This window comes from Streptomyces yangpuensis (assembly GCF_001005295.1).
In the GTDB taxonomy this organism is placed as follows: Bacteria; Actinomycetota; Actinomycetes; order Streptomycetales; family Streptomycetaceae; genus Streptomyces; species Streptomyces yangpuensis.
Genome location: NZ_LBMK01000001.1, coordinates 771,736 through 784,390, shown reverse-complemented (window position 1 = coordinate 784,390; position 12,655 = coordinate 771,736). Strand labels below are relative to the sequence as shown.

The 12,655-nt window shown below is 70.9% G+C and carries 11 protein-coding genes; 2 read left to right on the top strand and 9 right to left on the bottom strand.

Annotated features, from left to right (window positions below):
- Positions 1-70: 70 nt before the first annotated feature.
- The 4 genes from AAT21_RS03525 to AAT21_RS34880 all read right to left on the bottom strand — a co-directional run bounded on the left by AAT21_RS03525 (position 71) and on the right by AAT21_RS34880 (position 2,577).
- Entirely contained in the window at positions 71-289 is a 219-nt protein-coding gene (locus AAT21_RS03525; protein WP_046775180.1) for a tautomerase family protein, read from the bottom strand.
- 17 nt (positions 290-306) lie between these two features.
- Positions 307-1,158, bottom strand: a complete 852-nt coding sequence (locus tag AAT21_RS03520) for a hypothetical protein (protein ID WP_046775179.1) — start codon at positions 1,156-1,158, stop codon at positions 307-309.
- A gap of 100 nt (positions 1,159-1,258) precedes the next feature.
- Positions 1,259-1,876, bottom strand: a complete 618-nt coding sequence (locus AAT21_RS03515) for a hypothetical protein (RefSeq protein ID WP_046775178.1) — start codon at positions 1,874-1,876, stop codon at positions 1,259-1,261.
- A gap of 92 nt (positions 1,877-1,968) precedes the next feature.
- Positions 1,969-2,577 (bottom strand): AfsA-related hotdog domain-containing protein, encoded by a 609-nt coding sequence (locus tag AAT21_RS34880; protein WP_157879619.1) that lies wholly within the window; start codon positions 2,575-2,577, stop codon positions 1,969-1,971.
- Positions 2,578-3,005: 428 nt separating this feature from the next.
- Here AAT21_RS34880 and AAT21_RS03505 point away from each other — a divergent pair, with 428 nt between their 5' ends.
- Positions 3,006-3,623 carry a TetR/AcrR family transcriptional regulator gene (locus AAT21_RS03505; RefSeq protein ID WP_046775176.1) on the top strand — a complete coding sequence of 206 codons (618 nt, stop codon included), beginning with the start codon at positions 3,006-3,008 and terminating at the stop codon, positions 3,621-3,623.
- A 94-nt stretch (positions 3,624-3,717) separates the two neighbouring features.
- Here the strand turns inward: AAT21_RS03505 and AAT21_RS03500 are convergent, their stop codons facing one another.
- From AAT21_RS03500 to AAT21_RS03480, 5 genes are all read right to left on the bottom strand, one after another.
- Complete coding sequence (locus tag AAT21_RS03500) at positions 3,718-4,554, bottom strand: endo alpha-1,4 polygalactosaminidase (protein ID WP_046775175.1); 837 nt, start codon at positions 4,552-4,554, stop codon at positions 3,718-3,720.
- Positions 4,551-5,264: a spherulation-specific family 4 protein gene (locus AAT21_RS03495; protein WP_235438667.1), complete on the bottom strand. Its 714-nt coding sequence runs from the start codon at positions 5,262-5,264 to the stop codon at positions 4,551-4,553. The genes AAT21_RS03500 and AAT21_RS03495 overlap by 4 nt, the downstream gene beginning before the upstream one ends.
- Positions 5,261-6,811, bottom strand: coding sequence for a hypothetical protein (locus tag AAT21_RS03490; protein WP_046775174.1), 1,551 nt, complete (start codon positions 6,809-6,811; stop codon positions 5,261-5,263). The genes AAT21_RS03495 and AAT21_RS03490 overlap by 4 nt, the downstream gene beginning before the upstream one ends.
- Positions 6,808-8,361, bottom strand: a complete 1,554-nt coding sequence (gene pelF, locus AAT21_RS03485; protein ID WP_046775173.1) for a GT4 family glycosyltransferase PelF — start codon at positions 8,359-8,361, stop codon at positions 6,808-6,810. The genes AAT21_RS03490 and pelF overlap by 4 nt, the downstream gene beginning before the upstream one ends.
- A 94-nt stretch (positions 8,362-8,455) precedes the next feature.
- Positions 8,456-10,486: a hypothetical protein gene (locus AAT21_RS03480; RefSeq protein ID WP_046775172.1), complete on the bottom strand. Its 2,031-nt coding sequence runs from the start codon at positions 10,484-10,486 to the stop codon at positions 8,456-8,458.
- A 347-nt stretch (positions 10,487-10,833) separates the two neighbouring features.
- On the opposite strand from AAT21_RS03480, the gene AAT21_RS03475 reads away from it, so the two are divergent.
- Positions 10,834-12,369 carry a leucyl aminopeptidase gene (locus AAT21_RS03475; RefSeq protein ID WP_046775171.1) on the top strand — a complete coding sequence of 512 codons (1,536 nt, stop codon included), beginning with the start codon at positions 10,834-10,836 and terminating at the stop codon, positions 12,367-12,369.
- The last annotated feature ends 286 nt before the right edge of the window (positions 12,370-12,655 follow it).

The following is a 12,655-nucleotide window of genomic DNA, read 5'->3' as shown; positions in this document are numbered from 1 at the left end:
GTGCGGTGTGGTGCCCGGCACCGGCGCCGGGCGCCGGCACGTGCACCGGTGGTGCCAGGGGCGGGCGGTGTCAGACGCCGCCGGCCCGGCTGAGCCGCGCGAAATCCGGGTCGGACCCCATCGCGCCGCCTTCGGACCAGCGGTTTCGCGGCACCTCCTGGACGTAGACGGTGATCCGGTCGCGCGGCGCTCCGGTGACCCGGTGCACGGTCTCCGTCAGCTCTTCCATGAGCTCGCGGCACTTGTCGTCGTCCTCGCTGGGCCAGGTCGTCACGGAAATGATCGGCATGGTGGTGGTTCCTCTCGTCAGCCGGTGGTGATGAATTCGCCGAAGCTCGGTCCCTGCAGCTTCAGTTGTGCGTGGATGTCCCCGCCCAGACCGAACTGGCCGATCGCCCCGCCGTAGTTCTGCTGGTAGCTCATCCACAGCACGACGACGTTCACGATGCGATTGCCGCCGGTGCCGGGCGCCGGGAAGGGGTCGGGCAGCACCGCCCGATAGCGGCCCCTGCCGTCCTGGTCGGTGACGAAGGCGTTGGGCACCCCGAGCGGTCCGGGCCGGGTCGGCCCGGCCGGGTCCAGGTCGTGCTCGCGCAGCGACATCACCGTGTACAGGCTGTTCGGCAGCATCCCGGAGAACTCGAAGCCGAACTCCCCGGATTTCCTGTCGTCGCTCAGCCGTACCTCAAGCTCGCCGCGCGCCCGGCCCCAGGTGCCGAGCGTCACCGGTTCGGTCACCTTCGGCCCGTCCTGCTCCCGCAGGTCCGGCACGGCGACCTGGTGGAACGGATAGCTGGGGCGGACGACCTCGGACGCGTTCGGGAACTGCTCGGGGGCGAACACCATCGGATAGTTGCTGCACGGCAGCGGCAGCGGCAGCGTGTGGAGCACGATCGCGTTGTCGGCGGGGCTGAACTGGCCGGGGTGGTCCGGCAGTTCACGGATGATGCGGTACGGCTCGTTCCTGCCGAACTCCGGCAGCGGGCTGTCGGCGGCGACGATCGCGCACCCCCAGCCGTTCGAGACGCCGCCCGCCCCGTTGTCACGGTTGATGCGACCGATCACGACGAAGTCGCCGTTCGCGTCCATCACTTCGCTGGGCGGGTAGGCCGGTCCCTGGGTGGTGAGACTCAGCTGGTAGGTGCGCGACGGTCCCATCCGCTTCTCCTCATCTGGTTCCTCGTTCTGCGACCGGCGCCGTTCCTCGTTCTGCAACCGGTCGGGTTTTTTGGTTCTGCGACGGGCCGGCGTGCGGCGCCTACGCCACGCGGGCGTAGATCGTGGTGTAGAGACCGCGCTCGCCGCCCGCGATGAAGCGGTCACCGGCCTGGCGGACGATCTCCTGGTAACGCGGGGAGGTGAACACCGCGTTGTACTCGGCCGGGTCGCAGTTGAACCCGGAGACGAACATGACACCGGGTTCGGTGCTCAGCACCGAGTGGTACGCCTCGAAGGCCTCGACCTCGTCGGCGCCGCGCACCACGTCGTAGATGGTCTCCTCACGCCAGGCGCGGTACGCGGTGTACACCCGCGGCGGCACCTCGATGTGGCGCATCTGCACGTAGGCCGTCTGCGGCAGCGGGGTGTCGACCGGCTTGGGCGCGTCGACGAAGCCCAGCACCTGGCGGCGGAAGTCGCCCTCGGCCGCCGGGGCCAGCGTCTCCCACAGCTGCTCCCAGTCGGCGCGCAGAGCGTCGAGCTGCTCAAAGCCGGCGAGCGGGGCCAGCTCCAGGAGGCTGGAACCCTCCAGGCTGCGGAACAGTGCACGGCCTTCGAACGCCGACGCGGCGTGGTGGGCCTTCCATGCGGTGGCGGCGGCATCGACCTGGTCGGGCTTGACCGGCAGTTCCACGGCGGTGATGAGTGATGCGGACATGACTGTGCTCCTCAGGGGATCTGTGAAAGGGGGAATCGGGCGACGCCCGGGGTGCGGCGGCGGCCGGGGGAACGGCCGGGGGCCGGGGTCTGTCAGACGCCGGACAGGACGTCGGCCGGGGCCCGGAGCGTGTGCTCGACGGCCCGGCGGGCGCGCCGGTCCTCCTTGGCCTCGATCACGTCGGTCTCGAAGGCGGTGAAGGCCAGCTGGGTGAAGGCGGCGCGACGGCCGGCCTGGTGGATGCCGACCTCGGCGCTGAAGGAGAGCCTGGACGGGTCCTGAGTCCGGGACTCGGTGATCCGGTACTCGATGGTCGAACACAGCGGGAACAGGAAGTTCTCGAAGGCGGTGTTCATGTGCTCGATGACGAAGTAGTACTTGCGCTGCGGCCACTGGGCGGCGAAGAACCGCTCGGTCACGGCGAGGAACATCTGCCGGGACGCCTCGATGGCGACCATGCCCTGCACATGCTGGCCGGTCTGGTGGTCGAGCAGGAGCTCGTTGTCGTTGTGCAGCCGCAGGCCGGCACCGAAGAGCGAGTCGTCCACCTGGTGCAGATCCGCGATCAGGGCATTGGCGACCTGGTGTTTGTGGACCTCGCCGGCTCCGCTGAGGGTGGAAGGCTGAAGCCGGACGTGTATACGGTCCAGGCCGCGATGCCGCAGCTCCTCGACGATGAGGAACACATCGGCCTCGGACACGCCCTGGGCGCTTTCGATGAGGACCGGGTCGCCCTCCTTGGCGTAGACACCGCGCCGGATGTCGTCGACTAACTGCGAGACGGTGAAGACGTTCTCCTGGACGGCGAACCCGATGAACCGGTCCCCGACCAGGACGATGCTCTGGATCGAGTGATTGATGGGAACTCCTCGGTAGTGGAGCCGTGCGGCATGGAAGTGCCACGACGGCTGACCGGAGTGATGGGTGTGCGAAGCGCGGAGACCGTCGCGGCTCCGAGCGCCGTGCGGTTTCCGACCCGGGCTGTGCGCCGGGCTGCTCCAGGCCCCGGCGGCTCTGTCGGAGGTGCCTGCCGGGCTGACGTCACCGACACTAAGCGATCACCCGAAAGGGTGCAACCAACTAGATGGTTTTTTTAACTATCCAGTTGGTTGGCCGTTAAGCTGAGTCCATGACCAAGGACGCAACCCGAGACACGCCGACCCGTCTCCTGGACGCGGCCCGTGCGGAGTTCGCCAAGTTCGGCATCGCAGGCGCCAGGGTGGACCGTATCGCCGAGCAGGCTGCGGCGAACAAGCAGCGCCTGTACTCCTACTTCGGCAGCAAGGAGCAGTTGTTCTCCACCGTTCTGGCGCACGCGTACCGGGAACTGGGCGAGCAGGTTCCGGTGCCGACGACGCGGGAGGACCTTGAGCACTACGTCGGCCGGATCTTCGACTACCACCGCCGTGACACCAGTCTCGTGCGGCTCCTGGCCTGGGAGGGCCTGCACTACGGAGACGCCGCGATTCCCGGCGAGGAGGAGCGCCAGGCGTACTACCTGAGCAAGAACGAGACCCTCGGCAAGGCACTGTCCCTCGCCTCGCCCCAAGAGGTCGGTCATCTGCTGATGACCCTGATCGGGATCGCCTCGTGGCCCTTCGTGGTGGAGCAGCAGCGCCGGCTGATGGCAGGCCTCGCGCCCGACTCCGAAGAAGGCTGGGACCAATTGCGCGCCAGCCTTACGTCGTACGCCTGTGCGGTCATCAACAGTCGCGCGCCGGCACCGGGCCCCGGCGCTTCACCGTGACGTCCAAGGGCCCGGCGGGGCCGAGGTGGCCCGGCTGAGGCCGGGGGTGTCCCTCACGAAGGGTGCAGGAACCGCCAGGCGAGGCTGGATTTGGCTACGGGCAGGTGCGGCGCCAGGCGTCGAGGTCGTACCGCTTCTGCAAGGAGCTCAGCTTCAGCTCGCGCGAGCGTGGGCAGAAGCGGGACGTGGAGAGTTCGTACTCCGCGTGGAAGACGGCCTTGCCGGCTTCGATGAAGGGGGTCAGCCGCTCGCACTCGTCGTACTGTGCGCACTGTTCGTTGACCGCGAAGTCGAAGTCCCCGACGAGCTGCGGGATCTGGTCGAGGTCGTTCTTCAGGCCGACGGCCATGCCCCGGTCGTGGGCGAGCTTCGCGATCAGCCGGTTGTAGCGCAGCTGGTCGTCGGCGGTGAGCGGGAAGCCGGACGTGTTCTGGTAGCCGTCCATGTTGTCCGGTTCGACCGCGTCGAAGCCCTTGTCCCGGCACATGTCGAACCGTTTGGCCATCAGCGGTTCCAGCTCAGCCACCCGCCGGATGTCCAGCCAGCGCTCCCCCTCCCAGCCGTTGCCCTTGCCCAGGAGGTCCCGCGGGAACGCTTCTGCGTCCGGCCGGAAGTCTTCCCACGCGCCCGTGGAGAGGTAGCAGATGGTCTTGCGGCCGGCCTTCTTCAACTCGGCGACCTGCGCCTTGGTGGTGTTGAAACCGTCGATGTCGTAGACCGGTGCCTTCACCGAGGTGTCGAGCTTTCCGGTGAGCTGCCACTGCCAGCCGGTGCCTGGCGGGGGCTGCCAGCGTTGTCCGGGGGCGAGTTCCGGCCAGCGGTACGGTGCGTCGTCGCCCTCGTCGTCCGGTCCGGACGTGCAGGCGGCGAGCAGCAGCAGGGGCACGGCCAGCAGGAGCCGCAGGAGCCGCAGCGGCTGCGGGGCCCTCATTCCGCCGCCTCCAGTGCGTACGGGAGGGTCCCCCACGGGTGGGGGCCGCTCCCTGGGACGGCGCAGTGCACGCCCGCGCCCCGCTGCGCCGCCAGTTCCCCGGCGAGCCGGGCGGCGAGCTCGCCGGGCGGGACGCCGTAGACGAGGTGGCAGAACCGCTGGGCGGGGTGGCCGGCCGTCCAGTCCGGTGGCGCCGCCGCGTCCCGGTAGGCGTCCCAGGGGCCCTCGAAGGTGACGAGCAGGTCGGCGAGTTCGGCGTATCCGGGATGCGGGTGGGCGCCGTGGTTGAGGACGAGGGTGCGGGCGCCCGCGGCCCGGGCGGCGACCGTGAGCCGCCCGTAGTGCGGGAGGAGATGGGGGTCGGCGGACGCCTGGTCGAGGAAGGCCCCGTCGCTGGCGTACCAGTCGCGGTGGCGCAGCAGGTCCTGCACCACCGCGGCGTGCGGGCGCCGCCCGTAGTCGGTGTCGACGTATCCGAGTACGGGCACGCCGGCCTCCCGGAGCCGCTCGGCGACGAGGGCGAACCGCTCGTCGCAGGCGGCTCCGGGCCCGCTGTCGGGGTTGAGCACCACCGAGTGCAGCCGGTCCGCGCAGCGGATGAGCCGCTCCCAGGCCTCGGGCCGGTCGGCGGGATGCTCGTAGAGGGGCACCAGCAGCATGGGGTCCTTCTTCTCGTCCGTGTCGTACGTCTCGTGCGTCTCGTGCGTCATCGGTGGGCGGTCGCGCGGCCGAGGAGCAGGCAGACCAGGACGGCCAGGGCGGCGGCGGCCGTGCCCGCCACGACCAGCTGGACGACCCGGGGCTGGCCCAGCCCGGTCAGCAGGGCCACGCTCTGGGCGACGGCGGCCGAGGCGCAGACCACGGCGGCGGGCCGGACGGCGCCGAAGGACTGCAGGAGCAGCCCGCTCCACATCACCGCGCCGAGCAGCAGCAGGGTGGCGACGCGGACTCCGGTGAGGCCGGGGGCGCCCGGCCACAGCAGGGTTCCGGTCAGGCCGAGGGCCAGGAGCACCGCCAGGTAGATGCCGAGGCAGCGGGAGAGGGTGGCGAGCATCCGGTGCCGGAACTGCCGGGGTGAGCGGGCGCCCCGGAGCCCGGAGAGACTGCCGCTGCGGAAGCGGTGCAGGAGCCATTCGGCGGGACCCATGCTGAGGGTGAGGGCCACCGCCGAGGGTGCTGCGACGGCCTCGGCGGGGCCTCCGGCGAGGACCTCGCCCAGGGCGGCGTAGAGCACGAGGAGGCCGGTGCCCAGGCCGAAGACGCCGAAGGGCACCGAGTCCCCGAGCCGGGGCCCCCGGGGCGCGTACTCCTCCTCGGCTCCGCGCAGCATCTGCCACCGCACGGGGCCGACCCGCGCGGGGCGGCGGGCCGACCGGTCCCGGATCCGGTGCGCGGCCGTCCGGAGCCCGTCGGCCAGCGGGAGTTCCCGTACGGCGAGGACGCAGGCGGCCAGCAGGGACACCACGAGCAGGGCCACCCGTACCGGTACGGGCAGGTCGACGAAGAGCACGGTCACGGCCCCGGCGGCCATCGGGGCGAGGGCGGCGAGGAGGACCCGTTCCCGGCCGAGGACCAGCAGGACGGTGGCGGCTCCGACGTAGAGGGCCTGTCCGGCGGCGAAGGCGTAGGAGAACGGCGGCCCGCCGGGTACGGACAGCGCGGCGGCGGTGCCGAGCAGGGCTCCGACGGGGGCGCCGACGAGGAGGGTCCGCCCGGCGGCGGCCCGGTCGCCGAGGCCGAGCCAGGAGTAGGCGCGGTGGGAGAGGGTCTGGTCCCAGACCCAGCCGATGAGCGCGCCGGCGAGCAGGGTCAGTGTCCCGGCCGGCAGGCCGAGGCGGTCCTGGGGGCCTTCGAGGAGGGGCGCGCCCAGGAGGTAGGCCAGGCCGGGCAGGGCGAAGATGACCCCGCGCAGCAGGCAGGCGGTGAGAGAGACCTTCCAGGGGTCGGGGGCGGGCCCCAGCTCCGGGAAGGAGCGGGGCACACGGGCGTAGAGCTCCTCGGCGAGGGCGAAGGAGTCGTGGCGGCCGTAGGTGAGCCGGATGTACTCGTCCGTCATGCCGTCGGATTCGAGGACGGCGGCGATCTCGTCGGGGTGGACGGCGGAGGCGATGAACGTGTCGAGGCGTTCGGCGAGTTCGTCCATCGGGTCGGCGGCGGGTCCGGGGTCCCCGGCGCGCTGCCGGGGGATCGCCGGGAGCGTTGCGGAGTCCGGGCCGGAGCCCGGACCGGGGGGTTTGAGCCAGAGGGATCCGCTCACCAGACCCTGCCTTCCCCGGACTCCGCCTGGGGGCGTCCCATCGCGGCGAGTTCGCGGTACCAGGGGTCGGCGAGCCGCTGGGTCCAGGCGTCGCCCGCGTGGACGGGCAGGACGGGCTGGCCGGCGAGTTCCCGGTAGATGTGCCGGAAGCCGTCGACGGACTGGTGGAGGGTGAACTTCTCCACGACCCTTCGGCGGGACATCCGGCCGAGTTCGGCGCGGCGTTCGTCGTCGCGGAGCAGGGCGAGGGTGGCGCGCGCCATGGTCTCGGGTTCGCGGGGCGGGACGACCAGGCCGGTGTCCCCGACGGCCTCGCGGACCCCGCCGACGTCGGTGGAGACGGTGGTACGGCCGCAGGACATGGCCTCGATGATGCTGAAGGGGAAGCCCTCGCTGATGGAGGAGAGCATCACGATGCTGCCGGCCGCGTAGGCCCGGGCCACCTTCTCGATTCGGCCCTCCCAGGTGATCCCGTCGGTCACGCCGAGTTCGGCGGCGAGTTTCTCCAGGCGGAGCCGGTAGTTCTCGCAGCCGGCGGGGACGGGGCCGAAGAGGCGCAGCCGCAGGGCAGGCATCTCCTCGCGCATGAAGGCGTAGGCCCGGATCAGGGTTTCGAGGTCCTTGATCGGGTCGATGCGGCCGCACCAGCTGAGGGTGGGCACGTCCGGTTCGGGGCCGGCCTCGGGGAAGGCGTGCGGGTCCACACCGTTGTAGACGGTGCGGATTCGTGTCGAGTCGGCGCCTCCGCGTTCCTCCCAGCGGCGGTTGTACTGGTTGCAGGGGGTGATCAGGTCGGCCTGGCGGTAGCCCTCGGTGTTGAGCTCGCGGTAGAAGCCGAGCATGAGCGCCTTGACGGGCCAGCGCTGTTCGGCGGTGCGGTAGCCGAGGTAGCGCTCGCGCAGGTAGATGCCGTGCTCGGTGAGGAGGAAGGGCACCGCGTCGAGGTACTTGGCGGCGAGGGCCGGCAGGGTGGCGAGGCCGCTGCTGACGGCGTGGGCGACGCTGTCGGGCGGGATGCGCACCGCGAGCGGGCGCAGGGCGTGCTCCAGCAGGTCGGTGGCGGTGAGGGCGTCGTGGATGGTGGGGGCGGCCTCGGCGGTGGAGAGGCCGCGCCGGGTCCAGACCTTCATCAGGAGGCGCAGAACCGATTCGGAGCGCAGGGCCGGGGCGAGTTTCCCGGCGCGGGCCAGGACGGCCAGTTCGCGCAGGGCCTCGGAGAAGGTGCGGTCGGCAGGGTCGGCCGACGGGTGGAGCAGGGAGAGCAGGAAGCTCTCGTAGACCTGGGTGAAGCGGCGGTGGGCCCTGCCGCGCAGGGCCGAGCGGCGGCCGCGGCCGGGCGGTGGGCCCCAGAGCGGGACGGCCGTGTGCCGGTAGACGTTGCGGGGCAGTTCCCAGGTGACCGGCTCGCGGCCGGAGCCGGTCAGGGCTATGACGTTGAAGTCGACCTCCGGCATGCCGCGGACCAGCTGGTCGCACCAGGTGCTGACGCCCCCGTGAACGTGTGGATAGGTGCCTTCGGTGAGCATGGTGACATGACGCCCATGACTCATGCGGTGTGTCCCCCCAGGACGGAAAAGGGGCCGGCGCCCGTCGCGATCGCGGAGCGCCGGCAGTAGGTGTTACGGGTGATGGCTTGCCGGTGGGTCAGCTGGGCAGCTTGAGCCTGACGGCGCTCTGCAACAGCTCGGGGCCGGTCCAGGCGGAGCGGTTGCCGGCGTAGGCGGTGCCGAAGTCCGAGGAGCCGAGCAGCATCTGCTTCTTGGTGCCGTTGGGGGCGGTGACCGGGGCCACGACTCCGGACGGCGCCTTGATGGTGACGTCGTTGCCGATGCGGTAGGCCGTGACCTTGCCGTCCGCGAGCGCCTTGTCCCAGGCGGCGCGGCGCTGGAGCTCGACGCCGGTGTCCTTCATGCTCTGGTTGACGATCGGCGCGCTGGGCGCGTAGAGGCCGCGGTAGGTGTCGAGGACCTGGTTGAGCACGGGGTAGAGGGTCCGGTCCTCGGCGAGGTTGGACTGGTGGACGTAGTGCGGCCGCGGGTCGTTGGCCAGGACGTGCCGCAGGGCGGTGCGGGCCTCGGCGGGGACGATGTGGTTCAGGTAGCCGGTGTTGACGTCCAGCGGGGCCGGCAGGCAGGTGGAGGTCGCCGGGTTGTCCTCGCAGACGCCGCTGCCGCCGTGGGCGCGGCTGGTGTAGATCCAGTTGTACTCGTCGGCCATCTCGGCGTTGGTGCCCGTGTTGTAGTACACGTTCATCGGGTGCCGGGGGACGGTGAGGGTGGAGCCGATCGCCCGCTGTGCGGGCTCGCGGGAGTTGTCGCTGCCGGCCCACTTGACCCCGTTGTCGGCGAGGGCGCCGGCCAGGTTGGGGTTGTCCACGGGCTGCTGCGGGGCGGTCTTGAGGCCGGAGTGCTCGCCGGTGACGAGCTCGGACCTGTCGAGGGTGATGCCCTTGGAGGCGGCCCAGTTGTTGTTGTCCCGGATCTGGGCGGAGATCTCGGCGCGGCTCATGTACTGGATCGCGCCCTGGGCGTTCTTCGTGCAGGTCCACGGGATCGTCGTGGTGTCCTGGACGCAGCCGAGGAACGGGTGGGTGTAGGTGTGGTTCATCCACCGGTACTTGGCGCGGTCGGCGACGAGCTGGGCGGTCAGCGCGTCGACGCCGCCGTTCTCGGCCTTCCACTCCTCGCCGGCGCCGCCGTTGAAGAGCATGTCCAGCTTGAAGTTCTTGGAGGTCTGCCACTGCGCCGCGTACACGGCGTCGGCGGCACTCATCCGGATGGTGCTCTCCTGGCCCTCGCCGCCCGGGCAGGCGTAGTCGCCCGGCGTGCAGTTCAGCTCCTTGTTCCAGCGGGCGTCGGGGGCGAAGACGTCGTCGACGTGGACCGCGAAGTAGTTACGGCTCTGGCCGAGGTGCACCCCTTGCGTCAGCCAGTCGACGATGCCGCGGGCGAGCAGCCGGAACTGCTGCTGGTACTGGTTGTAGCCGAAGGTGACGACCAGCTCGCTGCGTCCGTCGTGGACGTACTCGCCGACGAGCGAGGCCCGTCCGGAGCCGACGGGGGCGTCGACGAAGCTGGTGTAGCCGGGGCGCGGCTTCCCCATGTAGCCGTAGCTCTCGGGGACGAGGGCGGAGTTGTCCTCGAAGGTGACCTGTCCGCCGAGGTAGGCGAAGGGGCCGGCCTTGCCGGCGGTGGTGACGGCGGCCTGGGTGCCGTCGAGCTGTCCGCTGTATCCGCCGTTGTCGGTGTATTCCAGCCCGACGCCCGGGTGGGCCCAGGTGTAGGCGTCAACCTGGCGGATTCCGTACGCCGTCTCGTACGCGGTGAGCGCGGCCATCTCGGCGGAGCCCTCGCCGAAGGGGTTCTCGTTGGGCAGGACGACGCCCTGGTACTTGGCGCGCGGCCGGCCGTCGACCGTGTCGCTGAGGAACGCCGCGTTGATGACCGGGCGGGTCGCACTGCCCAGCTGGACGCGGGTGAAGGGCACTCCGGTGTCCCGGAGCTCCGCGGTGATGGCCTCGACCGAGCTGCCGCCGTCGTCGACGACGAGCACCTTGAGGTCGATCCGCGGTGGTGTCGCGGCCGCCTGGGCGGTCGCGGCGGGTACTGCCACGGACACCAGGGCGGCCGCGGCCATGACGGCGGCCAGCCTGTTCATCCGGTTCTTGTTGACCATTTCGGCCTTTCCCCCCGCAGGCGTCCCTCGACGCGGCCTTGGGCGGTGTGCCGGGCCGTGGGAGGCTCTGTGGAAATCATGCAAAAGGACCCCGCGTCCCCTTGCGAGAGTGGACCGAGTCTTTCGGACCTCGTCAGGTCTACGAGGCAAACCTGGAGCAGAGTCCACGGACGGGTGAACCCGATGGCTGCTTGATCGAACAACTTGCCAAACCTTCGAGTGGCGTACGGGCGAGTCCGTGCGCGTAGGCTCCTTTCAGGCGGCCGTCGGGCCCCGAATACGATCGCTACGGATGGCCGTCCACCCACTCGGCCCACACACACAAACGGAAGCGAGACTTCACCACCGTGACTGCTCTGACTCTCAGCACTGCCGGCGCGGCGACGCTGCGCGCCGACGCCCTCGTCGTCGGTGTCGCCAAGGGCCCCAAGGGCGCGATCGTCGCCGCGGGCGCCGAGGCCGTGGACAAGGCGTTCGACGGCAAGCTCGCCGGTGTCCTCGACGCACTCGGCGCCTCGGGTGCCGAAGGCGAGGTCACCAAGCTGCCGGCGCCGGCGGGCCTCAAGGTCCCGGTCGTGCTGGCGGTGGGGCTCGGCTCCGTCCCGGAGAAGGACGAGTCGTTCGACGAGGAGGTGCTGCGCCGCGCCGCCGGCGCCGCCGCCCGCGCGCTGCACGGCAGCAAGAAGGCCGGTTTCGCCCTCCCGCTGGAGGACGCCTCCGCCGTCACCGCCGTCGCCGAGGGTGCGCTGCTGGGCGCGTACGCCTTCACCGCCTACCAGGGCGGCGAGAAGAAGGCCGGCAAGGAGAAGGACTCCGGTCCGAAGCAGCCGCTCGCCGAGGTGGCCCTGCTGGGTGCCAAGCCGCGCGACAAGGAGCACAAGGCGGCCGCGGAGCGCGCCACGGTCGTCGCGACCGAGGTCAACGTCGCCCGTGACCTGGTGAACACCCCGCCGAACGACCTGACCCCCGAGGCCTTCGCCGCGGTCGCCTCCGCGGCCGCGAAGGAGAACGGCATCAAGGTCCAGGTGCTGGACGAGAAGGCGCTCCTCAAGGGCGGCTACGGCGGCATCATGGGCGTCGGCAAGGGCTCCGAGAACCTGCCGCGCCTGGTGAAGCTCACCTACACGCACCCCAAGGCGGAGAAGACCCTGGCCTTCGTCGGCAAGGGCATCACCTACGACTCGGGCGGCATCTCCCTGAAGCCGGCCGGCCACAACGAGACGATGAAGTGCGACATGGCCGGCGCCGCCGCCGTCTTCGCCTCCGTCGTCGCGGCCGCGAAGCTGGGCCTGCGGGTCAACGTGACCGGCTGGCTCGCGCTCGCCGAGAACATGCCGTCCGGTTCCGCCACCAAGCCCGGTGACGTCCTGCGCATGTACAGCGGCAAGACCGTCGAGGTCCTCAACACGGACGCCGAGGGCCGTCTGGTCCTCGGTGACGCGCTGACCAAGGCCTCCGAGGACGCCCCGGACGCGATCGTCGACGTCGCCACCCTGACCGGCGCCATGGTGCTGGCCCTCGGCGACCGCACCTTCGGGATCATGGCGAACGACGACTCCTTCCGCACCGCGATCCACGAGATCGCGGAGGAGGTCGGCGAGTCCTCCTGGCCGATGCCGCTCCCCGCGGAGCTGCGCAAGACCATGGACTCCCCCACCGCCGACATCGCGAACATGGGTGTCCGCATGGGCGGCGGCCTGGTGGCCGGCCTCTTCCTCCAGGAGTTCGTCGGCGAGGGCATCACCTGGGCCCACCTCGACATCGCCGGTCCGGCCTTCCACGAGGGCGCGCCGCACGGCTACACCCCCAAGGGCGGCACCGGCTCGGCCGTGCGCACCCTGGTGCGGCTGGCCGAGCGTACGGCCACGGGCGACCTGGGCTGACGCCTCGGTGTGACGTGTGACGCACCCCGGGCCCCGCGGGCCCCGCGGGCTCCGGGGTGCGTTCAGCCGACAACGAAATCCGTAGGTTCCTACGCAGCGGTAACCCTCGCTTCGGAGAGAACGCCCTCTCACAACGTGGGCCCGGCGTCCCGCGTTCCCCCGACAAATGCGAAGATGGGTTCTCGGCAGGACAGGGCCCCCACCACAGGGCCGAAGAAACAGCGGCCGATTACCAGCCGCCGCCCGGTCACAGAGGACCGGTGCCCGGCGCACATGCATGGAGGAC